General features: G+C 75.0%; 24 protein-coding genes. 14 read left to right on the plus strand and 10 right to left on the minus strand.

Annotated elements, in window-relative coordinates; genetic code table 11:
• Positions 1-73: 73 nt before the first annotated feature.
• Both SM793_RS07920 and SM793_RS07925 read right to left on the minus strand, forming a co-directional pair.
• On the minus strand, positions 74-2362 hold the full coding sequence (locus tag SM793_RS07920; protein WP_413815895.1) for an AAA family ATPase: 2289 nt from the start codon (positions 2360-2362) through the stop codon (positions 74-76).
• Between the two features lie 287 nt (positions 2363-2649).
• A complete protein-coding gene (locus SM793_RS07925; RefSeq protein ID WP_320437330.1) occupies positions 2650-3294 on the minus strand; it encodes a hypothetical protein in 645 nt (214 codons plus the stop codon).
• 317 nt (positions 3295-3611) lie between these two features.
• Between SM793_RS07925 and SM793_RS07930 the strand changes: the two genes are divergently transcribed.
• Positions 3612-4775: an acyl-CoA dehydrogenase family protein gene (locus tag SM793_RS07930; RefSeq protein ID WP_320437331.1), complete on the plus strand. Its 1164-nt coding sequence runs from the start codon at positions 3612-3614 to the stop codon at positions 4773-4775.
• A gap of 205 nt (positions 4776-4980) precedes the next feature.
• Here SM793_RS07930 and SM793_RS07935 read toward each other — a convergent pair whose 3' ends face one another.
• Positions 4981-5433 (minus strand): hypothetical protein, encoded by a 453-nt coding sequence (locus SM793_RS07935; RefSeq protein WP_320437332.1) that lies wholly within the window; start codon positions 5431-5433, stop codon positions 4981-4983.
• A 276-nt stretch (positions 5434-5709) separates the two neighbouring features.
• On the opposite strand from SM793_RS07935, the gene SM793_RS07940 reads away from it, so the two are divergent.
• The 5 genes from SM793_RS07940 to fxsA all read left to right on the plus strand — a co-directional run bounded on the left by SM793_RS07940 (position 5710) and on the right by fxsA (position 10936).
• Complete coding sequence (locus tag SM793_RS07940; protein WP_320437333.1) at positions 5710-6150, plus strand: Lrp/AsnC family transcriptional regulator; 441 nt, start codon at positions 5710-5712, stop codon at positions 6148-6150.
• Positions 6151-6181: 31 nt separating this feature from the next.
• Positions 6182-7873, plus strand: coding sequence for an amidohydrolase (locus tag SM793_RS07945; RefSeq protein WP_320437334.1), 1692 nt, complete (start codon positions 6182-6184; stop codon positions 7871-7873).
• 54 nt (positions 7874-7927) lie between these two features.
• Complete coding sequence (locus SM793_RS07950; RefSeq protein ID WP_320437335.1) at positions 7928-8386, plus strand: N-acetyltransferase; 459 nt, start codon at positions 7928-7930, stop codon at positions 8384-8386.
• A gap of 183 nt (positions 8387-8569) precedes the next feature.
• On the plus strand, positions 8570-10225 hold the full coding sequence (gene lnt / locus SM793_RS07955) for an apolipoprotein N-acyltransferase (RefSeq protein ID WP_320437336.1): 1656 nt from the start codon (positions 8570-8572) through the stop codon (positions 10223-10225).
• Between the two features lie 129 nt (positions 10226-10354).
• Entirely contained in the window at positions 10355-10936 is a 582-nt protein-coding gene (fxsA, locus tag SM793_RS07960) for an FxsA family membrane protein (protein WP_320437337.1), read from the plus strand.
• A 151-nt stretch (positions 10937-11087) separates the two neighbouring features.
• Here fxsA and SM793_RS07965 read toward each other — a convergent pair whose 3' ends face one another.
• From SM793_RS07965 to SM793_RS07975, 3 genes are all read right to left on the minus strand, one after another.
• Positions 11088-11462, minus strand: a complete 375-nt coding sequence (locus tag SM793_RS07965; protein ID WP_030396357.1) for an RNA polymerase-binding protein RbpA — start codon at positions 11460-11462, stop codon at positions 11088-11090.
• A gap of 288 nt (positions 11463-11750) precedes the next feature.
• On the minus strand, positions 11751-13397 hold the full coding sequence (locus SM793_RS07970; RefSeq protein WP_320437338.1) for a hypothetical protein: 1647 nt from the start codon (positions 13395-13397) through the stop codon (positions 11751-11753).
• Positions 13398-13538: 141 nt separating this feature from the next.
• Positions 13539-13733, minus strand: a complete 195-nt coding sequence (locus SM793_RS07975; protein ID WP_030306123.1) for a hypothetical protein — start codon at positions 13731-13733, stop codon at positions 13539-13541.
• Positions 13734-14087: 354 nt separating this feature from the next.
• Between SM793_RS07975 and SM793_RS07980 the strand changes: the two genes are divergently transcribed.
• From SM793_RS07980 to SM793_RS07990, 3 genes are all read left to right on the plus strand, one after another.
• Entirely contained in the window at positions 14088-14492 is a 405-nt protein-coding gene (locus SM793_RS07980; RefSeq protein WP_320437339.1) for an ankyrin repeat domain-containing protein, read from the plus strand.
• A gap of 24 nt (positions 14493-14516) precedes the next feature.
• Positions 14517-15059, plus strand: a complete 543-nt coding sequence (locus SM793_RS07985) for a GNAT family N-acetyltransferase (RefSeq protein WP_320437340.1) — start codon at positions 14517-14519, stop codon at positions 15057-15059.
• A 97-nt stretch (positions 15060-15156) separates the two neighbouring features.
• The gene (locus SM793_RS07990; protein ID WP_320437341.1) at positions 15157-16314 is read left to right on the plus strand and encodes a serine hydrolase domain-containing protein; all 1158 of its coding nucleotides are present in this window, start codon (positions 15157-15159) and stop codon (positions 16312-16314) included.
• 35 nt (positions 16315-16349) lie between these two features.
• Here SM793_RS07990 and SM793_RS07995 read toward each other — a convergent pair whose 3' ends face one another.
• From SM793_RS07995 to SM793_RS08005, 3 genes are all read right to left on the minus strand, one after another.
• Positions 16350-17018, minus strand: coding sequence for a vitamin K epoxide reductase family protein (locus tag SM793_RS07995; RefSeq protein WP_320437342.1), 669 nt, complete (start codon positions 17016-17018; stop codon positions 16350-16352).
• Positions 17019-17082: 64 nt separating this feature from the next.
• Positions 17083-17907 (minus strand): DsbA family protein, encoded by an 825-nt coding sequence (locus tag SM793_RS08000; RefSeq protein ID WP_320437343.1) that lies wholly within the window; start codon positions 17905-17907, stop codon positions 17083-17085.
• 196 nt (positions 17908-18103) lie between these two features.
• The gene (locus SM793_RS08005) at positions 18104-18781 is read right to left on the minus strand and encodes a hypothetical protein (protein ID WP_320437344.1); all 678 of its coding nucleotides are present in this window, start codon (positions 18779-18781) and stop codon (positions 18104-18106) included.
• Positions 18782-19465: 684 nt separating this feature from the next.
• Between SM793_RS08005 and SM793_RS08010 the strand changes: the two genes are divergently transcribed.
• The 3 genes from SM793_RS08010 to SM793_RS08020 all read left to right on the plus strand — a co-directional run bounded on the left by SM793_RS08010 (position 19466) and on the right by SM793_RS08020 (position 21078).
• Positions 19466-19660 (plus strand): hypothetical protein, encoded by a 195-nt coding sequence (locus tag SM793_RS08010; RefSeq protein WP_320437345.1) that lies wholly within the window; start codon positions 19466-19468, stop codon positions 19658-19660.
• A complete protein-coding gene (locus SM793_RS08015; RefSeq protein WP_320437346.1) occupies positions 19657-20043 on the plus strand; it encodes a hypothetical protein in 387 nt (128 codons plus the stop codon). Before SM793_RS08010 ends, SM793_RS08015 begins: the two co-directional genes overlap by 4 nt.
• A 156-nt stretch (positions 20044-20199) precedes the next feature.
• The gene (locus SM793_RS08020) at positions 20200-21078 is read left to right on the plus strand and encodes a CHAD domain-containing protein (protein ID WP_320437347.1); all 879 of its coding nucleotides are present in this window, start codon (positions 20200-20202) and stop codon (positions 21076-21078) included.
• Positions 21079-21196: 118 nt separating this feature from the next.
• On the opposite strand, the gene SM793_RS08025 is transcribed toward SM793_RS08020, so the two are convergent.
• A complete protein-coding gene (locus SM793_RS08025) occupies positions 21197-22051 on the minus strand; it encodes a uracil-DNA glycosylase (RefSeq protein ID WP_320437348.1) in 855 nt (284 codons plus the stop codon).
• Between the two features lie 139 nt (positions 22052-22190).
• Between SM793_RS08025 and SM793_RS08030 the strand changes: the two genes are divergently transcribed.
• Together SM793_RS08030 and SM793_RS08035 are read left to right on the plus strand one after the other, a co-directional pair.
• Positions 22191-23237 (plus strand): slipin family protein, encoded by a 1047-nt coding sequence (locus SM793_RS08030; protein WP_320437355.1) that lies wholly within the window; start codon positions 22191-22193, stop codon positions 23235-23237.
• A gap of 73 nt (positions 23238-23310) precedes the next feature.
• On the plus strand, positions 23311-23778 hold the full coding sequence (locus SM793_RS08035; RefSeq protein WP_320437349.1) for a CBS domain-containing protein: 468 nt from the start codon (positions 23311-23313) through the stop codon (positions 23776-23778).
• Positions 23779-23792 lie beyond the last annotated feature (14 nt).

Here is a 23792-nt window from a genome sequence, read left to right on the forward strand (position 1 = left end):
CCGTGCCCGTCCCTGTGCCCGTGCCCGACGAGGGGGCCGGGCCGGGCGGGTCCGGGGTCCGGACGACCCGCGCTCAGGCCCGGCCGTCGATCATCTCTCCGTACGCCTGCACCAGGTCCGGCAGCCGCAGCGTGGCGAGGTCCTCCCGGCCGGGCGGCTCGCGCAGCAGGGTGAGCCGCAGATCCCGGTAGGCGCAGGACTTCTCGTAGAGGGTGCGGATGAAGCGGCCGTTGCCGAGCTCGTCAATCCAGCCCTCGCGGATCACATGGGTGCAGATCGAGGCCAGTTCCTCGGCCGCGTCCTCGTCCCAGCCGTCGCCGTCCTGCCCGGCGAGCGCCGCGCCGATCGCGGTCAGCTCGCCGGGGCGGTAGCTGGGGAAGTCGACCCGGGTGGTGAAGCGGGAGTTGAGCCCGGGGTTGGTGGCCAGCAGCCGGTTCATGCCCTCGGGGTAGCCGGCCAGGATCACCACCAGCCGGTCCCTGTTGTCCTCGGCCCGCTTGAGCAGGACCTGCAGCGCCTCGTCGCCGTACGCGTCGCCCTTGCTGTAACCGGAGTTGGAGAGGCTGTAGGCCTCGTCGATGAAGAGCACGCCGTCCAGCGCGGAATCGATCAGCTCGTTCGCCTTCACCGCCGTCTGGCCGAGGAACTCCCCGACCAGGTCGGCCCGTTGGGCCTCCACCAGGTGGTCCCCGGAGAGCAGGCCGAGGGCGTGGAAGACCCGGCCGAGGATCCGGGCGACGGTGGTCTTGCCGGTGCCGGACGGGCCGGAGAAGACGAAGTGGCGCTTGGGCGGCTGGACCGGCAGGCCCTGCTCGGCGCGCAGCCGTGCCATCCGCAGCTGCGCCGAGAGCGCCCGCACCTGCCGCTTGACCGGCTCCAGGCCGACCATCCGGGAGAGTTCGGCCAGTGCCGCGTCCAACTCGGCGCGGTGGTCCTCGGGTTCGGAGGTCGGACTGGTGCTCGCCACCTGGGCCAGGGCGGTTTCGCCGCGTGCCGCCGCGGCGGCTGCGGGAGAGGCGGCGGCGGGCTGCGGGGCGGTCGAGCCGGAGCGCCCGTTGGTGACCGGCGGGGGCGGCGCGCCCGCTCCGCCACCGGGCCTGTTCCCGGCGCCGCTGCCCGTGCCCGCACCCGGCCCGGCCGAGGTCGGCACGGCCGGGTAGCCGTCGTCGGCCTCGTCGCCGTCGGTCTCGACCGGGCCGCCCGGGGCCGGGCTCCCGAAGGGATCCGTGACCCCCGGCCCGCCGACCGCACCGGACCCCGACAGCTCGGCTCCCGACAGTTCGGATCCCAGCGGTTCGGACCCCAGCAACTCGGACCCCAGCAACTCGGTGCCCGGCGGCGACTGCGCACCCGACAGCTCGGCGCCCGCGAAGGCCGTCGCCTGCTCCGACCCCGCCTGCTCCGCCCCGAACTCCGCGCCCGCCGCGAACTCCGCCCCGAACTCTGCCCCGAGCGCCTCGAAGCCGGCCTGCTCCAGGACGGCCGCGTCGAGCAGCGCCGCGTCGATCGCGTCGTCCTCCGCGCCTCGCCCCGCGTCCCGGCCGCCGGCCTCGACGCCGTCCAGCAGGGCGTCCGCGAGGCCGTCCTCCGCCGAGATCGCCGCGAGCCGGGCGGCGGTGTCCATGAACGCCGGGTCGGCCCGGTGCACGGCCCGGTACAGCGGCAGCGCGGCGGCGCTGCGCCCGGCGCCCTCGTAGGCGCGGGCCAGCCAGTAGCGCAGCTCCTTGCGCTGCGGCTGCTCGGAGCGGCAGCGGGCGAGCGAGGCGGCGAGCGGCGGTTGGGCCTGCGCGCACATGTCCAGCCGGACCCGGGCCATGCCGGCGAACAGTCCGGCCTCGATGCCGAGCAGCGGGTCGTCGAGCAGCCGGTCGGTGTCCCGGATCAGCTGCTCCCAGTCCTTGAGGAGATAGGAGCGGCAGGCGTGCAGGAAACGCGCGGACGGGTCCTCGGTGGGAGCCGGGCACTGCTCCAGGGCGTGGTCCAGCTCGGTGAGGTGGCGCCCGTCCAGCCAGTGCGAGGCGTGCGCGAGGGCGAGGTCCCGGGCGGTCTCCAGCACCGGCTGCACCCACCAGCCCAGCCAGTACCAGGAACTGAGCGGGCGTCCGTGCCGTCGGCGCTGCTCGCCGAACCGTTTCTGGTGCCGGTGCATCGCGAGCAGCGCGCCGGAGGTGTCGCTGCGCAGCGCGTGCAGGCCGAGCCAGGCGTCGGCCATGCCGGGGTCGAGCCGGACGGCGGCGCGGAACTCCTCCTCGGCCCGGGTGTACGCCCCGGCCGTGTAGGCGTCCATGGCACGCAGCCAGGCGCGGTCGGCGAGCCGGTTCGGGGCCGGGCCGCCCGCGGTGTTGCTGTCGGAACTCTCCACTCAACGCCCCCCGCGATGTGGCTCGGGCCCGGCCGGTGCGGCGGTGTGCGGACCCGCCGGCGGTCGTCTGCCCCCGGGGCGCATCTGCGCCTGCCTGGAATCGTACCGGCGCGGAGCTGATCCGGAAGGGTGCCGCACGATGTCAAAAGCGATCGGGCGGAAGGCCGTTGGGGGGTGGCCGGCCCCGGGGCGGGGGAGTCGGACGGCACCCCCGGCTCACGGGGGAACAAGCCGGGGATGCCGGGTCCGAAGTTGCGGAATCAACAATTCCGCGAACGAGGGAGAACCTATTTCCTGGTGACGTCGCAGGTCAAGGCCCTTGTTGAAGGTTCACCGACGGTGCCCGGCGCGATCCGCCCGGTCACCCCGTCGACCAGGGTGCCGGCGTGCGGACGGCTCGGGTCCGCGGCGAAATGTGCCGATTCGGCGAGTGCCCAGCCGGCCCAGAACTCCGCCAGCCCGGGACCGTCCCGCTCCTCGCCCCGCCGCCGGGCCGCCGCCGCGTCCAGTTCCATCCACACCAGCCGGGCCAGCTCGGGCCGCACCGCGCGCCGCCCGGCGCCGACCCCCTCGACCAGGACCACCGGCGCGAGCGGCACCGCGGCCGTCCCGGCGAACCGGCGCAGCGTCCAGTCGTACACCTCGTACTCGGCGTCCCGGCCCGCCGCCAGTGGCTCCAGCACCTGGCCGCGCAGCCGCCCGGTCCAGCCGAACGGCTCGGCGTGCGTCGCCAGGTCGTCCAGGTGCACCACCGGGGCGCCACCGAGCGCGGTCGCCAGCCGGGCGGCGAAGGTCGTCTTGCCCGAGCCCGCGTGGCCGTCCACCGCTACCAGCCGCACCGGACCGCAGGACGGCGGCAGCGCCAGCAACTCGGCGGCGAGGGCGGCGAGGGCGTCGGGGTCGGCCGGTGGGGCCGCGGTACCGGCGCCCACGGGCCCGTCCGGGCCGGGCCGCACGACGGGCCGCACGGCCGGCCGCACCACCGGTCGGGCGAGGGGCCCCACTACCGGGGCGGCGGAAGTCTCGGAAGAAGCCACAACGTCAACCCTACGGCGGACTCCGCACCGGTTCGGACAGTGTTCGAGTCCTCCCCGTGACGGCAGCGCCTTGATCAGGCATACTCGCATCGCCATGCCTGTGAACGGCCGTTCACCGCGATCCGGTGCCGCCCGGCCGAAGCTGCCACACCCCGCGCGGGCCCGATCACACCCCGGGGCCCGGCGCACGATCGAGGAGGCGACCAGCCGCTATGACCACCTCCCCCGCGAAGTCCGTGGACCGCCAGCTGCCCAGCGAGGAGGCCCGCGAGCTCCTGAGCCTCACCCGGGACCTCGTCCAGCGGGAGCTGAAGCCGCGCGCCGCGGAGGACGAGGCCGCCGGCCGCTTCCCGCGCGAGGTCTTCCGCACGCTCGGCGAGGCCGGCCTGCTCTCCCTCCCGTACGACGAGGAGTACGGCGGCGGCGAGCAGCCGTACGAGGTCTACCTCCAGGTGCTGGAGGAGCTGGCGTCCGGCTGGCTGGCCGTCGGTCTGGGCGTCAGCGTGCACACCCTCTCCTGCCACGCGCTCGCCACCTTCGGCACCGACGAGCAGCGCGGGCGCTGGCTGCCCGGGATGCTCTCCGGCGAGCAGCTCGGCGCCTACTGCCTGTCCGAGCCGCAGTCCGGCTCCGACGCCGCCGCCCTGCGCACCCGGGCCGACCTGGACGGCGAGGAGTACGTCGTCCGCGGCACCAAGGCCTGGATCACCCACGGTGGCGAGGCCGACTTCTACAGCGCCCTGGTGCGCACCGGCGAGGAGGGCGCCCGGGGGATCAGCTGCCTGCTGGTGCCCGGCACCCAGCCCGGCCTCTCGGCCGCCCCGCCCGAGCACAAGATGGGCATGAAGTCCTCGCCCACCGCCCAGCTGCACTTCGACGGCGCCCGGGTCTCCCGGGACCGGCTGATCGGCAGCGAGGGCCAGGGCTTCCAGATCGCGCTCGCCGCGCTGGACTCCGGCCGGCTCGGCATCGCCGCCTGCGCGATCGGCGTCGCCCAGGCCGCGCTCGACACCGCGGTCGACTACGCGCGCGGCCGCCACCAGTTCGGCCGGCCGATCGCCGACTTCCAGGGCCTGTCCTTCATGCTCGCCGACATGGCCACCCAGATCGAGGCGGGCCGCGCGCTCTACCTGTCCGCCGCCCGCCGCCGCGACGCCGGCCAGGCATTCTCCAAGGAGGCGGCGATGGCGAAGCTGTTCTGCACCGACGCCGCGATGCGGGTGACCACCGACGCCGTCCAGGTGCTCGGCGGCTACGGCTACACCCAGGACTTCCCGGCCGAGCGCTACATGCGCGAGGCCAAGGTGCTGCAGATCGTCGAGGGCACCAACCAGATCCAGCGGCTGGTGATCGGCCGCCACCTCACCAAGGGCTGACCTTACGAAGGGCTGACCTCGCCAAGGGCTGACCTTACGAAGGGCTGACCTGCCCGCCGTCGGCCGTCCGCCGCCGCCCCCCGAGGGTGCCCGGCGGACGGCACGCGGACGGCCCCCGGCCCCGCTCCTGGGTGCGGAGCGGGACCGGGGGCCGTTCTGCCGATCATCGGGGCCGACGCGCGATGCCCGGGCGCGCGGCCGGCGCTCAGCGCCGGGAGAACCGGCCGCGTTGCTCGGGAATGACCGGCGCGGAGCCCGAGCGGACCGGGCGGTGCACCGTCGCGTGCGAGAACGGCTGGGTGCGCCAGTCGTGCTCGCCCGGCGGCGAGAACAGCGCGCCCAGGCCGGTCGGGTCGGCCTCCTCGGCGCACTCCACCTCGACCAGGTCGTCCGTCGGCGCGCCCGAGCCCGGGCACAGGGTGGGGGAGAAGGGGTGCCAGGCCCGGGGCAGCACGGCGTGCTGCGGCAGCCGCTCCTCGTCGCCCACCAGGGCGATCGGACGCCGGCAGGACGGGCAGTCGACCCGGACGATCTCCCACAGCTCGGCCTCGCCCGGATCCACCCCCGGGGCGGCGTCGTAGGGGACCGCGAGGTCCTCGCGGTCGGTCGTATCGTGGGCGTCGTCCGCGCCCGTCGGGCGCTGGTCGGTAACGCGCATCGTGATCCCCCTCGGATCGGGCCCGGTGTGGTCACCCGGGGCCACAACCAGCACTTCCCGCCGGCGCGGACTCATAACCCTGCAGTTCGGCGCACTGTGATGCACCGGGTGTGTCCTTCGCCACATTCGTCCGGCATGTGCCCGCACGGCACCCCGGGGCGCGCCGGATGCCACTCCGCGCCCCCTTCCCGGCCCCGCGTGCGCCCCCCGGCCCGGCGCCGCCCGCCCCCCCGCCGCCGTGATCCGCGCGCCCCCGAGAGGGTAGGTTTGCGCGTTGTGGAGGATCTCGATCAACGCATCGTCCGACTGCTTCTCCAGGACGGCCGGATGAGCTACACGGACCTGGGCAAGGCCACCGGCCTGTCCACCTCGGCGGTGCACCAGCGGGTGCGCCGCCTCGAACAGCGTGGGGTGATCCGCGGCTACACCGCGATCGTCGACCCCGACGCCGTCGACCTGGCACTCACCGCGTTCATCTCGGTCAAGCCCTTCGACCCGAGCGCCCCGGACGACACACCCGAGCGGCTGGCCGACCTGCCCGAGATCGAGGCCTGCCACAGCGTCGCCGGCGAGGAGAACTACATCCTCAAGGTCCGCGTCGGCGCCCCCGGCGACCTGGAGGACCTGCTGGCCCGCATCCGCAGCGCCGCCGGCGTCTCCACCCGCACCACCGTCGTCCTGTCCACCCCCTACGAGGCCCGGCCCCCGAGGCTCTGACCGGCCCTCCAGGGGGTGCAGACTGGGCCCCATGACCGAACGCATCACCCGGACCGTCCTGCTGCGCGGCGGCGCCGTCTACAGCCCCGCCGACCCCTTCGCCACCGCCATGCTCGTCGAGGGCGAGCACGTCGCCTGGGTCGGCAGCGACGGCGCCGCCGAGGCCTACGCGCGGACCGCCGACGAGATCGTCGAACTCGACGGCGCCCTGGTCACCCCCGCCTTCGTCGACGCCCACGCGCACGCCACCGCCACCGGCCTCGCGCTCACCGGCCTCGACCTCACCGGCACCCCCTCGCTGGCCGCCGCCCTGGCCGCCGTCACCGCCTTCACCGCCCGCGAGCAGCCCGGCGGCGTCCTCATCGGCCACGGCTGGGACGAGACCGGCTGGCCCGAGGGCCGCCCGCCGACCCTCGCCGAACTGGACGCCGCCGCCGGCGGCGCCGCGGTCTACCTCTCCCGCACCGACGTGCACTCCGCGCTCGCCACCACCGCGCTGCGCGCCCTCACCGACGGCCTCGCCGAACGGCCCGGCTTCCACCCCGAGGGCCCGCTCACCCGCGACGCCCACCACGCCGTCCGCGCGACCGCGCTCGCCGGCCTCACCCCCGCCCAGCGCCGCCACGCCCAGCGCGCCGCCCTCGCCCGCGCCGCCGAACTCGGCATCGGCGCCCTGCACGAGTGCGCGGGCCCCGAGATCTCCTCCGAGCAGGACCTCACCGCCCTGCTCGAACTGGCGGCCGAGGGCGACGGCCCCGAGGTGTTCGGCTACTGGGGCGAGCTCGCCGAGCGCGGCGGCGTCGAGACCGCCCGCCGGCTCGGCGCCGTCGGCGCCGGCGGCGACCTCTTCGTCGACGGCGCCCTCGGCTCGCACACCGCCTGCCTGCGCCACGACTACGCCGACGCCACGCACACCGGCACCTCCTACCTGACCGCCGCCCAGGTCGCCGACCACGTCGCCGCCTGCACCGAGGCCGGCCTCCAGGCCGGCTTCCACGCCATCGGGGACGCCGCGGTCGCCGCCGTCCTGGAGGGCGTGCGGGCGGCCGGCGACCGGGTCGGCGCCGACCGCGTCCGGGCGCTGCGCCACCGGGTCGAGCACGCCGAGGCCCTCGACGACAAGGCCGTCGCCGCCTTCGCCGAACTCGGCCTCACCGCCTCCGTGCAGCCCGCCTTCGACGCCGCCTGGGGCGGCCCGGACGGCATGTACGTCCAGCGCCTCGGCGCCGAGCGGGCCGCCGCGCTCAACCCGTTCGCCGCGCTGCTGCGCTCCGGCGTCCCGCTGGCCTTCGGCTCGGACGCCCCGGTCACCCCGCTGGACCCCTGGGGCACCGTCCGGGCCGCCGCCTTCCACCGCACCCCCGAGCACCGGATCTCGGTCCGGGCCGCGTTCACCGCCCACACCCGGGGCGGCTGGCGGGCGGTCGGCCGCGACCAGGACGGCGTGCTCGTCCCCGGCGCGGTCGCCAGCTTCGCCGTCTGGGCCGCCACCGAACTGGTCGTGCAGGCGCCGGACGACCGGGTGGCCGGCTGGTCCACCGACCCGCGCTCCGGCACCCCCGGCCTGCCCGACCTCACCCCGGGCCACCCGCTGCCCAGCTGCCTGCGCACCGTGGTCCGGGGCCGCACCGTCCACCTCGCCGAGGCCGGACCGGGCGCGGAAGCCGGCACGGAAACCGGCACGGAAACAGGCGCGTGGACCGGCACAGAAACCGGCGCGTAACCCGGCGCGAAAACCGGATGATCGGAGCGGGTCGGCGGCCCTAGGTTGGCCCCCATGACCGATCAGCCGTTCGTCCCCGCCGACTTCACCGTCCCCCGCGCCCTCGACGCCGAGGGGTTCCGCCTGGAACCCCTCGGCGAGCAGCACAACGAGGCCGACCACGCCGCCTGGACCGGCAGCATCGCCCACATCCGGGCCACCCCCGGCTTCACGGACGGCACCTGGCCCCCGGCCGAGGGCATGGACCTCGACCGCAACCTCGCCGACCTGCGCCGGCACGCCGCCGACTTCGAGGCCCGCCGGGGCTTCACCTACAGCGTCCGCGCCGTCCCCGGCGACACCGTCGTCGGGTGCGTCTACATCTACCCGGACGACGAGCGGCCCGGCGCCACCGATGTCAGCTCCTGGGTCCGGGCCGACCGGGCCGAGCTGGACGCCCCGCTCCACCGCGCGGTCTCCGCCTGGCTCACCACCGCCTGGCCGTTCGCCGAGGTGGCGTACGCCCCGCGCTGACGGGCCGGGGCGACCGGCCGAGGTGACGTCCACCGCCCGCCGAGCGGCCCGCGGGACGGCGCAAGGCGACCCTCACCTCACGGCAGGGTGTCCGGACGGGGTACCTTCTTCGGACAGCGTCCGAACTGCCGTCCCCGTACACCACGGCGGGACGGCGTCGAGAGAGATGGTGCGACGGTGGTCATGCCCGTCACCCAGGAGCGGTCCGGTCCCGCACCCGAAACCCCCGACGAGGAACCCGGCCCGGGCCGAGCCGCCCGGGCCCTCGCCAGGATCCGGGCCGGCCTGCCCCGCACCGGGCTGGCCGCGCTCGCCGGGCTGCTGCTCGCGCTGGCCTTCCCGCCCTTCGACCTGTGGCCGCTGTCCCTGCTCGGCGTCGCCGCGCTGTCCCTGCTCACCCGGGGCCGCACCGCCCGCCAGGCCGCCTGGACCGGCTTCGCCTTCGGCCTGCCGTTCTTCCTGATGCTGCTCAGCTGGCTGCGAGTGGTCGGCTGGGACGCCACCGTCGGCCTGTCCGTCATCGAGGCGCTCTTCCTGGCCGCCATGGGCTCCGGCCTCGCCGTCACCTCCCGGCTGCCCGGCTGGCCGCTCTGGGGCGCCTGCCTGTGGATCACCCAGGAGTGGGCCCGCGACCGGCTGCCGCTCGGCGGCTTCCCCTGGGGCCGGCTGGCCTTCGCCAACACCGCCACCCCCTACACCCCGCTGGCCGCACTCGGCGGCGCCCCGCTGGTGACCTTCGCCGTCGCCCTGTCCGGCACCCTGCTGGCCTGGGCCGCCGTCCGGGCGGCCGGCCGCGGCACCGACCGCCGCCCCGTCGCGGCCGCGCTCGCCGCGCTCGGCGCCGTCGCCACGATGCTCGCCGGCTTCCTGGTGCCGGTGCCCACCGCGCCCGCCGACACCGTCAAGGTCGCCGTCATCCAGGGCAACGTCCCCAACCCCGGCATGGACTTCCTCGGCCGCCCGATGATGGTCCTCAACAACCACGCCGCCGCCACCGAGAAGCTCGCCGAGGACATCAGGGCCGGCCGGGCCGAGAAGCCGGACATCGTGATCTGGCCGGAGAACTCCTCCGACCTCGACCCGTTCTCCGACCCGCTGGCCTACCGGCGGATCGACGAGGCCGTCCGCGCGATCGGCGTGCCCACCCTGGTCGGCACCCTCGTCGACGGCCCCGACGAGCAGCACGTGCAGAACGAGGGCATCGTCTGGGACCCGAAGACCGGCCCCGGCGCCTCCTACACCAAGCAGCACCCGGTGCCGTTCGGCGAGTACGTGCCCTTCCGCGACCAGCTCTCCAAGGTCATCACCCGCCTCCAGCGGGTCGCCCGCGACTTCTACCCCGGCGACCACAACGGCGTCATGCAGCTCGGCCCGGCCCGGATCGGGGACGTCATCTGCTTCGAGGTCGCCTACGACGAGATCGTCCGCGACACCGTCGACCAGGGCGCCCGGGTGCTCGTCGTGCAGACCAACAACGCCACCTACGCCAGGACCGGGCAGCCGGAGCAGCAGCTCGCGATGAGCCGGCTGCGCGCCGTCGAGCACGGCCGCGCGGTGCTGATCGCCGCGACCAGCGGCATCAGCGCGGTCATCGCCCCGGACGGCACCGTCGTCCAGCGCACCGAGGAGCTGACCGCCGCCGAGCTGACCGCGACCGTCCCGCTGCGCGACGGCACCACCGTCGCCGACCGGGTCGGCCCCGCCCCCGAGTGGACGCTCGCGGTGGCCGGCCTGCTGGCCTGCGCCGGGGGCCTGCTGGTGGCCCGCCGCCGCCGTGCGACGGCCCCCGCGGACGCCACGGCCACCGCCCCGGACAGCGCTCCCACCACGGGCGGATGACCCGCTGTTCCACCGGGCCCGCGCCCGGTGGAACACCGGCCGCCGGTCGACCGTTGGACCAGGTGGTGCCGTAGCCGGCCCGGACCTCCCGTGCGGCGCGCAGAGCACCGCCTGGAGTGGATTCGTACCGTGACCCGGCAAGACACCCCCACCCGTCCGGCCCCGCGCTCGAAGCTGCGGCGCGCGCTGCCGCTGCTGGTCACCGCCTGGCTGGTACTGGAGATCTGGCTGCTGGTGCAGGTGGGCTCCTGGCTGGGCGGCCTGACCGTGGTGCTGCTGCTGATCGCGGGCGTGCTGATCGGCGGCTCGCTGATCAAGCGGGCCGGCGCGCGCGCCCTGTCGGCGGCCTTCGAGCAGACCCGGGACCCGCGACCGGAGCAGCCGCAGACCGGGACCAGCCTCACCGTGCTGGCCGGCCTGCTGCTGATCCTGCCCGGCTTCCTCTCGGACGGGCTGGCGCTGACCCTGCTGTTCCCGCCCACCCGCGCGCTGTGGCGGGCGGCCGGGCGCCGGGCGGCCGACAAGGTGCTGCGCTCCGCCGCGACCGCGGGCGCCGACCCGCTGGCGGACGCGATGCGGCTGCAGGAGCAGCTGCGGATCCACCGCCCGGACGGCAAGGTGATCCAGGGCGAGGTGGTCGAGCCGGGCGCCGGCCCGGCGGCCGGACCGCAGGGCCCGGACACCGGCTACCGCCCGCCCCTCAACGGCTGACCCGCCCCCGCCGGCGCCCGCCGCCGGTGGTCCCGGCCAGGGCCCGTCCCGGCCGGACCACCGGCGGCCCCGCTACCGGGGGGCAACGCGAAAGGGACCCTGGTGACCAGGGTCCCTTTTCGCGTGCCCCCGCCGACCGGCGGGAGCGGGGTCAGGCGCTCTTGCGGGTGTCCCGCGGGTGGACCGCGAGGTTCATCCCACCGGAGCGGAGCACGGCCAGCCGCTCGGCCAGCACCTCCTCCAACTCCTCACGGGTCCGGCGCTCCATCAGCATGTCCCAATGGGTACGCGTCGGCTTGGTCTTCTTCTCCTCGGGCTCGTCACCGTCGAGAAGTACCGCCTCCTGGCCGCAGAAGCGGCATTCCCAGGCGGAGGGGATCTCGGCCTCGACCGAGAAAGGAACCTCGAATCGGTGTCCGTTCTGACATGCGTACTCGACGGTCTGGCGGGGAGCCAGATCAATACCGCGGTCGGTCTCGTAGCTAGTGGCCCCGAGTCGCGTGCCGCGGAGAGCTCGCTCGCTCATGAATCGTGCCTCCCGGGCTTATGGCCCACAGGACTAGTGGTCGCTGTTCTTCGTCGTTCGGTCAACGCTCGGCTTCCGACGAAGATTCCCGTCCCGGGACATGCGTCGTCTGTTGTGCCGTCCCTGTTTGTACCCACCGGCGCCCGATTTGTCACATCTGACCGGTGATATCACCCCAGGTGTCACCTATTTCACACCTGGTGATCGGTCGGCCTTTCCCGGACGAGCGTACCGGGCCGGGATTCGACGGTCGGAGCCGCCCCTCCCCTTCGGATGTGTGGCCGCCGGTCAGGCGAGTGGGCGAAAGCGTAGCGCGGCCGGGCCCTTGGCGAGGTCCACCCCGGCGTGCGCGGCCGGATCCAGCTCCACCGCGACCGGCGGCAGGCCGTCCGGGAGCGCGGGCAGCGGCTGCGCCGACTGGGCCGACTGGGCCGGCGCGGGTGCCTCGGTGCGGGTGTCGCGGTGCGGCAGCAGGGCGATCACGGCGTCCCGCAGCGCGGCCGGCGCCTCCTCGTCCAGGGGGTCGACGGTGGCCGGCAGCTGCAGCCGGACCGGGGTGCCGGTGCCGATCCGGGCGTAGCCGCGTCCGGCCGGGGCGTGCGCGGCGGGCACGATGTCCAGCGGCACCCCGAGGGCGGCGCGGCTCTCCTCGGGACCGGCCGGGCCGAGCACCACCCGGGCCCGGGCGGTGGCCCGGACGCTCGGCGAGATCCGGTCCCGGGCCTCGATGTCGTCGGCGACGACCACCGTGACCCGGGCGGCGCGGCCGTGCCGCAGCGGCAGCTCCAGCAGGTCCTGCGGGTCCGGCCGGCCCTCGGCGTGGGCCAGCTCGGTCAGTTCGGTCGGGTGGTCGAGCAGCAGCCACAGCGGCCGGGTGACGTCCGCGGGCGGCGCGGTGCCGGTGTGCCGGGCGGCGTTCAGCGCGGTGAGCCGGCGCTCGGTCTCCTGGGCGGCCCAGTGCAGCGCGGCCAGCGCGCCGTGCAGGCTGGTCTCCACGGTGTGCACGCCGGGCCGGTTGACCAGGCAGGCGTGCTCGCCGGTGCCGGCGCCGTCGATCACCATCAGGTCGGCGTACGGCAGGGCCTGGAGGGCGATCGAGCGGATCAGGCTGGAGGTGCCGTAGCCGCTGACGCCGAGCGCCAGCAGGTGCGGCTCGGCCGAGCGCGGACCGGTGCGCCACACCACCGGCGGCTGCTGGGCGGGTGCCCCGCCCTGCTGCACCGGGATGGTCCTGGCGCTGCCGTCCTCGTCGGTGAAGCCGAGCACGATCTCACCGGGCGCGGCCACGAAGCGCTGGGCGGCGATGTCCGTGGGCAGCGGCGCCAGGGCGGCGATCCGCAGCCGGTTGGACTCCTCGTCCCAGTCGAAGCGGTACTCGCGGGCCCGGCCGGCCTTGCCCTGGACGACCTGCTCGATCCGGGCCCGGGCGGCCGGCTCGGTGTCGGTGAAGTACGCGGGGTAGGCGATCTCCAGCCGGGAGAGCCGCCCCCCGGCGTCGAACTCCCAGCCGGAGAAGACGTCCTTCCAACTGCCCTCGTGGTGGTAGAGCGGGACGAACTCGCCCGGCCCGGCCAGGTACGGGGTGAGCGCCGCGTACAGGGCGGTGAGCTTGACTTCGACGACGTCCGGCTCGGGCGGGCCGGGCGGGGCCTTGGGCGCGCGTCCGGCCCAGGCGGCGCTGGCCATCAGCGCGACCAGGGCGAACAGCAGGCCGTGCGGCAGCAGGAAGATCCCGACCAGCATCGCGGCGACCAGGAACACCGTCGGCCCGCGCCGCTCCTTCGGGGTGGCCTGCCAGCGTTCCTTGGCCCAGCCGGCGTGGTGGCGCAGCCCCCGGCCGACGACGGTGAGCGGCGCGAACATGTCGGAGGCGTGGTCGCCGGCCGTGCGGGCGAGGTCGCGACCCTTGCTGAGGTGGTGGCGGTTGAGCGGCATTCCTTGGCTCCCCGGGCGAGTGGGACGATCGGGCGGAACGGGGCTTGCTGCGGCGGCCGGTGCGGCGGCGGCTCCGGCGGGAACGGCCGGGCCCGGGGCGGTGGGATCCGACCCGGGCCCTGGCGGTCGGGGCGACCGCTCCTAGAACTTGATGCCTCCGAGCAGGCTGGCGAGGGTCGCGCCGCCCGCGGTGATGCTCGGCGCGATCGAGGAGCCGGCGATGTAGAAACCGAGGAGGGCACAGACGATCGCATGGGAGACCTTGAGTCCGTCCCTGCGGAAGAAGAGGAAGGTGATGGTGCCGAACAGGACGATGCCGGAAATCGAGAGGATCACGTTCTGCTCCTCGAGGGAGGGGACGGGGACAGTGTCACGGAAAGTGCCATAATCGTGACAAAAAGTAATAGATGATGGAACGGCGCAAATGGGTGGATCTCGGGAGTCACCCCACTCCGTGATCCGGACGGCGGTATGCGAACCGACCACGCCGGGGCCCGGGGGTGCCGCATTTCCGGTGCGCCCGGCCATTCCTGCCCCCGGGCGGGAAGTTTCCAGGGGTGGTGGAAAGTTCCCCCGAATGGGCGCGCAACCTTCCCGCCCGCGTGTCGTGCGCTACCGTGCGTCCGGCGCGACCACCGACCACGCCGGAGCGGCCCCGGTCCGGGCCGTTCCGCGGAGAAAGGCCGAGACATGACCGACACCCCCGACGCCGACGTGATCGCCCTGGCCGGCAGGCTCTTCGACGCCGCCCGGGCCGGCGACTCCGCCACCCTCGCCGCCTACGTCGACGCCGGCGCCCCGGCCGACCTCACCAACGACCGCGGTGACACCCTGCTGATGCTCGCCGCCTACCACGGCCACGCCGTCGCGGTCACCGCCCTGCTGGAGCGCGGCGCCGACCCGAACCGGCCCAACGACCGGGGTCAGACCCCGCTCGCCGGCGCCGTCTTCAAGGGCAACGACGACGTCCTCGACGCCCTGCTCGCCGGCGGTGCCGACCCCTCCGCCGGCACCCCGTCCGCCGTCGACACCGCCCGGATGTTCGAGAAGGCGGCGCTGGTCGCCCGGTTCGAGGGCCGACCGGAGGCGGGCTGAGCGAGGGCCGTAGGCTGGACGACCATGGAGAGCACCACCACCGGCGGAACCTTCGCACACGACCGCACGGGTGACCGCATCGAGCTGCGCGTCACCGGCTTCGGGCACCCCGACGCCCAGCTCCTCGCCGCGGAGGTCCAGCAGGAGTACGTCGTCCGCTACGGCGAGGGCGACCTCACCCGGCTGCACCCCGACCACTTCGAGCCGCCCGCCGGCCTCTTCGTGATCGCGTACCTCGACGGCCGGCCGGTCGCCTGCGGCGGCTGGCGCGCCAAGGCGGCGGCGCCGTTCGGACTCCGTGACGGCGACGCCGAGGTGAAGCGCATGTTCGTCCGCCCCGAGGCACGTGGCCGGGGCCTGGCCCGGACGCTGCTGCGCCACCTGGAGCGGACCGCCGCCGAGGCGGGCCGGACCAGGTTCGTCCTGGAGACCGGCAGCGAGCAGCCCGAGGCCATCGCCCTGTACGCGTCCGAGGGGTACGCGGCGATCGAGAAGTTCGGCCTCTACCGCGAACACCCGCAGAGCATCTGCCTGGGCAAGGAGTTCGACGGCGGGTCCGCCGTCTGAACCGGGCCCCGGCCGGGTAACCTCCCGAGGGGGACCGACCGGACCCCTCGGGAGGGGCGCCGGCCGACGGCCGGTGACGGGCGGGGGAGAACCGCGGATGACCGGACCGGTACTGCCCGCCGCACGCAATGGACCCGCCGAGGCCGCCGGGTTCGCCGCGCGCGCCGAACCCGCTGAACCCGGCGAACCCACTGAACCTGCCGAGTTCGCCGAACTCGCCGACCCGGACGGTCCGTTGGCCCGCCTGATGACCGAGGGCCTGCGCGCCGCCGGGACCGGTGGCGTCTGGTCGGTGGGCGACGCCGGCGGAGTCCGGGCCCGCGGCCGGACCGGCCCCCTCGGCCGAGGCCCCTGGGCCGCACGGGAGATGGACCACGACACCGTCTTCGACCTGGCCAGCATCACCAAGATCATCGCCCTCTGGCCGTGCGCCGGAGCCCTCCGGCAGACCGGCCGGCTGCCCCTCGACCGCCCCCTCGCCGACTACTGGCCCCCCGCCGCGCGGCAGCCCGTCGGCATCGTGACGGCCCGTCAACTGCTCACCCACACCGCCGGAATGCCACTGCGCACCCGCTTCGCCGAACTCTACGGCGACGACCCGGCGGCGATCCGGGCCGGCCTCCTCGCCGCCCCGCTGCACCGCCCGCCCGGCGCAGCCGTCGAATACACCGACCGGGCCGCCGTCCTGCTCGGACACCTCGTCGAGGACCTCGCCGGCGCACCGCTCGACCGGCTCGCCGCCCGGCAGGTCTGGCAGCCGCTCGGCATGACCGACACCCACTACGGCCCGCTCGGCCCGGACACCGCACACCGCACCGCACCCACCGGGTACGAGCGCACCGCCGGCGGCATCCTGTGCGGCACCGTGCACGACCCCTCGGCCCGGCTGCTCGGCGGCGTCTCCGGCAACGCCGGCGCCTTCTCCACCGCCCGTGACCTGGAACGCTTCCTCACCGCCGTGCTCGCCCCGCCCGCCGGCACCGGACTCCCCTGGGGCGAACCCTGGATCACCGAGTCCCTGCGCGTCCACACCGGCGGACTCGCCCCCGCCCGCGGCCTGTCCTGGCTCTGCGCCGCCGGCACCGACCCCGCCGCCGGCACCTTCGCCCACTACGGCTTCACCGGTACCGGCGTCTGGGTCTCCCGCCGCCGCGGCCGCTGGGCGCTGCTGCTCACCAACAAGGTCCACTACGGCCGCGACTTCCGGCCGCTCACCGACCTGCGCAACGCCTTCCGCCGGACCGTCCTCGGCTGACGGCCCGGCGGCGCATCCCGGAACGGCGCCGGGCGTCAGATCAGCGTCGACCAGTACGACCAGAACCGGTTCAGGATCAGCAGCGCGACCACCGCCGCCCACAGCACCGGCAGCGCCCAGTGGTAGCGGGCCGCCTCCCGGACCACCGGCCGCAGCCGGGGCCCGACCGGGATCACCCCGGACCGCAGATTGTGCAGCGTCGTGTACCAGAACAGCGCCACCACCGTCACCCAGACCACCATGCAGTACGGGCACAGCGCGCCGATGTCGTACAGCGCCTGGCCGATCAGCCAGTGCGTGAACCCCACCCCGAACAGCGTCCCGGCCTGCAGCCCCAGCCAGAACCAGCGCCGGTACGCGGCCCCCGCCAGCAGACCCGCGCCGACCGCCGCCAGCGCGCCGAACGCGGCCAGCCCCAGCAGCGGGTTCGGGAAGCCGAACACCTCGGCCTGCGCGGTGCGCATCACCGAACCGCAGCTGATCACCGGATTGATGTTGCAGCTCGGTATGTAGGAGGGATCCTCCAGGATGCGGAGCTTGTCGAAGGTCAGCACCGCCGAGGCGGCCAGCCCGACCAGCGCGGACAGCAGGAGGAACAGTGAGAACGCGCGGCCCGCGCCGACCGGCCCCGGACCGGCCACGACCGGACCGGCGGGAGCGGGACGGGGGGAGGAGTGGGACGGCAGAGCGGTCGATGCGGTCATGGCAGAGCACTCCGTGGGTGAGGAAGGGCCGGCCCGGCCGGGAAATCGGCCGGGCCGGTGGTGCTCACTGCAAGCCCGCGGCCTGCTTCACCTGCGCGGTGAACTGCTCCGACGTCAGCGCCTTGTTGCCGCTGAACAGCGTCAGCGGCTTGCCGTCCACCTTCACCGTCGGGGTCCCGGTCACCCCGCTGTCGTTGAACGCGTCCGCGACCTTCTTCGCCCACGGCGCGTACGTCCGGTCCGTGACCGCCTTGACGAAGGCGTCGGTCTTCAGACCCGGCACCTTGTTGGCCAGCTCCAGCAGGTGGTTGACGTCGCCGAAACCGTCCTCGCGCTCGTCCGGCTGGTTGGCGTACAGCACGTCGTGGTACGCCTTGAACTTGTCCGCGCCCTCGTTCACCGCGGCGCCGATCGCCGCCAGCGCGGTGCGCGAGCCCTTGCCGCCGAGGTTCTTGTCCAGGAACGCGGCCAGGTGGTACTCGACCTTGAACGTGCCGTCGTCCACCAGCTTCCGGACGGCATCGCCGTTGGCCGCCTCGAAGTTCTTGCACACCGGGCAGCGGAAGTCCTCGAACACCTGGAGGGTGTGCGCGGCGTCCGTCCTGCCGTACGTGATGACCGTGCCGTCCGCACCCGAGGTGTTCGCCGGGACGACCATCGCGGTCGGCTCGACCGCCTCCGTCGAGGAGGACTTGCTGTCGCCGGCCGCGCTGATCGCCAGCGCGGTGCCGCCGACCAGGGCGAGACCGACGACGAGCGAGACACCGATGACGATCCGCCGCCGGCGGGCGTTCGCCAGCTTCTCCAGGCGCTGCGCCTCCTGGATGCGCTCACGGGCGCCGATCTTCTGGGACTGCTTGCGGGAGGGCTTCTGGTTGGGGTGAGCCATGTCGGTTCAACTCCGTGATGGGGCGCGCCAAGGGGCGCGCGGAGGTGTCCCCACTCCGGCGCGCGGCGTACTGCACTGGCGCGCGGGGGCGCCGGCGGAGGTACGGGGCCGGAGGGGACTACTGGGCGGGAGGCGGGGTGGCGCGCCGCCCGCCGGACACCTGGGAGCCCGTCACGGGGCAGTCGTCAGGACGTCGTCAGCGGGCAGGCGCGAACAGCGGCGGGCCGCGGCGCGGCGCCGGACTCAGCACCACGTCCTCGCGGTGCGGGCGGCGGCGGTCCGGGACCGGCAGCGGCACCCGCAGCACCGGCCGGACCGGTGCCGGAACCAGCAGCGCGACCAGCGCCCGCAGCGGCGCCGCGACCGCCTGGCGCAGCGCGCGCAGCGCCCGCACCAGGCCGGACAGGGCCGCGTCACCCAGCCGCAGCCAGGCCGCGGCGGCCAGCGCGATCACCAGGTGCACCAGCAGGAGCAGCAGTTGGGTGGCCGCGGGCGCCAGCCGCCCGGAGTGCCCCAACTGGCCGTAGAGCAGCGAGGAGCCGTCCACCGAGCCGCCACCACAGACCAGCAGGTTCATGCCGCGGGCGGGGAGGTCGGCGCCGAGGACCGGACCACAACTGGTCTGGCCCAGATTGAACGTCGTGTTGAGCAGCAGTTCGACCGGGACCATCACGGCCGCTATCTGCGCCAACCGTCGCTCCCCGCCGGACAGCGCGGCCGCGACCAGGAAGACGACGGCGGTCGCGACCACCACCAGGGTGAGCGGCAGCGGGCGACCGGTGATGACCACCTGGCCCAGCGCGGACAGCGGCACGGCGAGCGCGGTGAACACCGCGGCCCGCAGGGCCCTCGTCGCGTGGGTGGAGGTCGTCACGCTCGGGAGTATGTCACGGCCCTTACGCCGGGCACGAGGGTGCGTCGGGGGCGGTGGCCGGATCGGCGCACAGATTGTCCCGCGTCGGTCGTTCGTTCGCGGTCCGGGGGCGGGGAGTTCACCGGGGCGATGGGTTTGACGGCGCGACGGCGGGTGAGGACCCGTCAGCGGCTGCCAGGGGCGGTGGGACGGTCCGACAATCGGGCGATGGACTATGCCCGTGGCCCGGGGCCGGGGGTGCCCGACGTGCCGGAGGTGCCCGCGGTGCCGTCACCGCCGTGGCCGTGGCCGTGGTTCCCGCCGCCTGCCCCGCACCCTTCGTACCCTTCGCACTCCGCGACGCCCTGCCCGCCGTCTTCGCCTTCGCCTTCTGCCACGCCTTCCTCCACACCCACGCCGTTGCCCACGCCGTCCTCCGTGCCCTCCCCCTCGGCTTCTCCGTCGCCGTCGGTGCCCTCCGTGCCGTCGCCCGCCGCCCAACCGTCCGCCGCCCAACCGTCCGCTCCGGCCCCCACCGCGCCGTCCGCCGCCACGCCCCACGAGCCGTCCACACCGTCTCCCGCGAAGTCCGCCGCGCCACCACTCCCGCCGCACGCCCCCGTCACCCTCCGGCCGGGACCCGAACCGTCCCCCTCCGCCCCGCACGTACCGGCCCCGCCCAACTGGACGGCACCGCCCCCGCCCATGCCCCCGCCCCCCGCTCCGACCGCCACCCTCACGGCCGTCGTCGCCGCACCCCCGCCCCCCACCGCACCCCCGGCCGCCGGCCTCGACGCCACCACCTGGACGACCGTCCTCCTCCTCACCGTCCTCGTCCCGGCCGCGCTCGCCGCAGCCCTCGGACAGCACCACCGCACCAGCTCCCGGAGCCGCCGATGAACCCCGTCCCGCTGCTGAGCGCCGCCGCCTGCGTGACCCTCGCCGTCGGCGCCCTGGCGATCGCCCACCGACTGCGCCCCGCCGTCCCCGAGGGCGAACTCCCACCCGAGCCGCACCCCGTCCTCTCCAGCATCGGCTCCGGCCTGCTCTCCGGCTTCATACTGCTCACCGGTTTCCTCGTCGCCACCGGCTGGGCCGCCCGCACCACCGGCATCCTCCCGCCCCGCGGCCTCTACCTCGCCGACGTCGCCGCCGGCACCGCCGTCCTCCTCTACCCCGCCCTCGCCGGCCTCCCCTTCACCCCCCGCTACACCACCGCCGTCACCTTCTTCGCCGCCCTCGTCGGCTACACCATGTCCCTCGCCATCCAACTGCGCCCCTGACCCCACCCGCCCCACCTCGGTGCACAGGACGCCGGACCCGCCGACTTCCCGCTCCGCGGGGACCGGGTACGTGGCGGAAAGGTGCGCTGCCCCGGAGCGGGGGTGCGGGCTAGCCTGGGAGCGATTCCCGGACGCCCCGGAAGGGGGTGCAGGCGGATGACCGGTGACATGGTCACCGTGGGTGAGGTGGTGCTCGGACGGATCCGGGCGCAGGCCGAGGTGCTGGCGGGCCTGGACGAGGCCGTGCGCGCCGACGAACCGGACGCGGTGCACCGGATGCGGGTCGCCTGTCGGCGCCTGCGCAGCGCGTTCCGGACCTACCGGCGGCTGCTGGCCCCCGGAGCCACCGACGAACTGGTGGCCGAACTGCGCTGGCTGGCGGCGGCGCTCGGCCGGGCCCGGGACCAGGAGGTCCTGGGCGAGCGACTGGCGGCGCAGGCCCGGGAACTGCCCGAGGAGTGCGGACCCGAGCAGGTCGCCGCCGAACTGGAACGCCGGGGCAGGGCCGAGTACCGGCGGGTCTGGCCGGAGGTCGTCGCCGCCCTGGACAGCCCCCGCCGCCGTGCACTCGCCGACGGACTCGCCGCGCTGCTCACCGCCCCGCCGCTGCGCGGACGGGCGGACCGGGCGGCCGGCCCGGAGCTGACCCGGGTCGCCGCCCGGGAACAGCGGCGCACCGCCGACCGGATCCGGACCGCGCTGGCCGACGGGGGCGCGGAACAGGACATCGCGCTGCACGAGGCCCGCAAGGCCGCCAAGCGCGCCCGGTACGCGGGCGAGACGGCGCTGCCGGTGGCGGGCCGGGCGGCCGAGCGGTACGTCGCCCGGATGAAGGCCGTCCAGGAGGTCCTCGGCGAGCACCAGGACGCGGTGGTGGCCTCGACCGCGCTGCGCGAACAGGCACGCGCCTCGAAGGAGCCGTTCGGCTACGGCGTGCTGTACGGGCGGCAACTGGCGCAGGCGGAGCGGGCGCGGCTCGCGCTGCCGGAGGTGTGGGAGCGGGCGGCCCGGCCGGAGCTGACCCGGTTCGCCTGAGGTCCGGGCGAGCGCGCGGCCGTCACTCCCACGTGCGGGCACTCCTCCGGGCGGGCACTCCTCCGGGCGGTCACTCCTCCGCGCGGTCGCTTCGCCGTGCCGTCGCTTCGCCGTGCCGTCACTCCTCCGCCGGGTCGAGCCCGGCGGAACGGGCGGCGGTGCGGAGCAGCCCGCGCAGCATCACGGTGCTGAGCCGGCCGGTGTTCGTGTTGCGCGGGCTGACGTGGTAGCAGCCGTACAGCTCCAGCGGCGGGCCGCCGTCGCGGGCGGCCAGGGTGACGTGCGCGCCGTGGCCGAAGCGCGGCCGGGGGCGCGGAACGGTCCAGCCGGCCGTGTCGAGCACCGGGAGGAGCGTCTGCCAGGCGAAGCCGCCGAGTGCCACCACGCTCCGCACGGTGGGGCGGAGCAGTTCGAACTCGCGGGCGATCCAGGGCCGGCAGGTGTCGCGTTCGGCGGTGCTCGGCTTGTTGTCGGGCGGGGCGCAGCGGACCGGGTCGGTGATCCGCACGCCGTCCAGGGCGAGGCCGTCGCCGTACCGGACGGAGAGCGCGCGGTTGGCGAGGCCCAGGTGGTGCAGGGCGGCGTAGAGCAGGTCGCCGGAGGGGTCGCCGGTGAAGATCCGGCCGGTGCGGTTGGCGCCGTGCGCGGCCGGGGCGAGGCCGACCAGGACGAGCGGGGCGTCGGGCGGGCCGAAGCCGGGGATCGGGCGGCCCCAGTAGTCCCAGTCCAGGTAGGCGCGGCGTTTGACGCGGGCCGTCTCCTCGCGCCACTCGACCAGGCGGGGGCAGGCCCGGCAGCCGGTGACGACGCGGTCGAGGGCGGTGAGGTCCGGGGCCCGGGCGGCGGCTGCGGCGGGATGGTGCGGGTGGTCCGGGGCGCGGGCGGGGTCGTCCGCGCGCTCGACGGCCTCGACGGCCTCGACGGCCTCGGGGGCGTCGGCCGGGGCCGGTTCCTCGGCGGGGGGCTGCGGCATGGCGACGATCCTAGGCGCTGCCGGGGGTTCGTCCCGGTCGGGACGGGACAGGCGTAGCGTGGAACCAGCCCTGTTCCGGCGGCCGTCGGCCGGCTGGGTCGGCGGCGGCCGGGGCTCGCTGCCGCGCGAGGAGGCCGTGATGGTCGTCGATGTGGTGATAGCGGTCGTGGTCGTCGTGCTGATGCTGACGGCCGTGGTGGCAGGGCTGAGCGTCCGGGTCGTGCAGCAGTTCCAGCAGGGCGTGGTGTTCCGGTTCGGCCGGGTGCGGGACGAGGTGCGCGGACCGGGACTGGTCGCGCTGATACCCGTCGCGGACAAGCTGCGCCGGGTGAACGTGCAGATCGTGACGCTGCCGATCCCGGCGCAGGAGGGCATCACCCGCGACAACGTGACCGTCCGGGTGGACGCCGTCGTGTACTTCCGGGTGGAGGACCCGGTGAAGGCGATCATCAATGTGCAGGACTACAACTTCGCCATCTCCCAGGTCGCGCAGACCTCGCTGCGGTCGATCATCGGCAAGAGCGAGCTGGACGACCTGCTCGCCAACCGCGAACCCATCAACCAGGGGCTCGAGCTGATGATCGACAGTCCGGCCCTCGGCTGGGGCATCGAGATCGACCGGGTGGAGATCAAGGACGTCGCCCTGCCGGAGTCGATGAAGCGCTCGATGTCCCGGCAGGCGGAGGCCGAGCGGGAGCGGCGTGCGCGGATCATCACGGCCGACGGTGAGTACCAGGCGTCCGCGCGGCTGTCGGAGGCGGCGGCGGTGATGAGCGCGACCCCGGCGGCGCTCCAGCTGCGGCTGCTGCAGACGGTGGTGGAGGTCGCGGCGGAGAAGAACTCGACGCTGGTGCTGCCGTTCCCGGTGGAACTGCTGCGCTTCCTGGACAGCGCGGCGGAGACCCATCGGCGGGCGGCGGGCGAGGCTGCGGGCGCGGCGGAGGACCAGGCCGCGGGCGCGGCGCAGGGGGCGGGGGAGCCGGCCGGGGTGCCGGGCGCGGGAGCTGGGACGCCTCCGGTGAGCGGTGCCGAGGCGCACGAGCTCCCGCCGTTGGAAGAGGTGTTGGAGAGCCTGCCGCTCGATGTGCCGCCGGCCCCGCCGTTGGACCCGCCGGACGAGGGCTCGGCCGATGTGCCGGCCGAGTCGTCGGACGGTTCCGAGGGCGGGCGGGGCGCCGCCGGGTAGGCCCGGTGGCGGGGCCCCGGCGACCGGACCACGATGGAGTGACGGGAGTGGCAGGCAGGTCAGGAGGCCGATCATGACCAGTGCGGGCGACATCATGCATCAGGGAGCCGAGTGCGTGCGCGAGCACGAGACGCTCGCCACCGCGGCCCGGCTCATGAAGGAACGCGGCGTCGGGGCGTTGCCGATCTGCGGTGAGCGGCAGAAGCTCCTGGGGATCCTCACCGACCGGGACATTGTGCTCAAGTGCGTCGCGGAGGGCCTCGACCCGGAGCAGGTGACCGCGGGCGAGGTGGCCCAGGGGCGGCCGATGACGGTGGAGGCGGACGAGGACGTCGAACAGGTGCTGCGGGTGATGGAGCAGTACCGGGTGCGGCGACTGCCGGTGATCAACCACCCGGAGCACGAGCTGGTCGGCATGATCAGCGAGGCGGACATCGCGCGCGGTATGCCGCAGACGCGGCTGGCGGAGTTCGTGACGGCGGTCTGCGCCGAGGACTCGCCGCGCTCGAAGGAGGTACTGGAGACGCCGCAGGGCGCTTGACGGTTCGGGTCGGG

This window comes from Kitasatospora purpeofusca (assembly GCF_034043715.1).
In the GTDB taxonomy this organism is placed as follows: Bacteria; Actinomycetota; Actinomycetes; order Streptomycetales; family Streptomycetaceae; genus Kitasatospora; species Kitasatospora purpeofusca_A.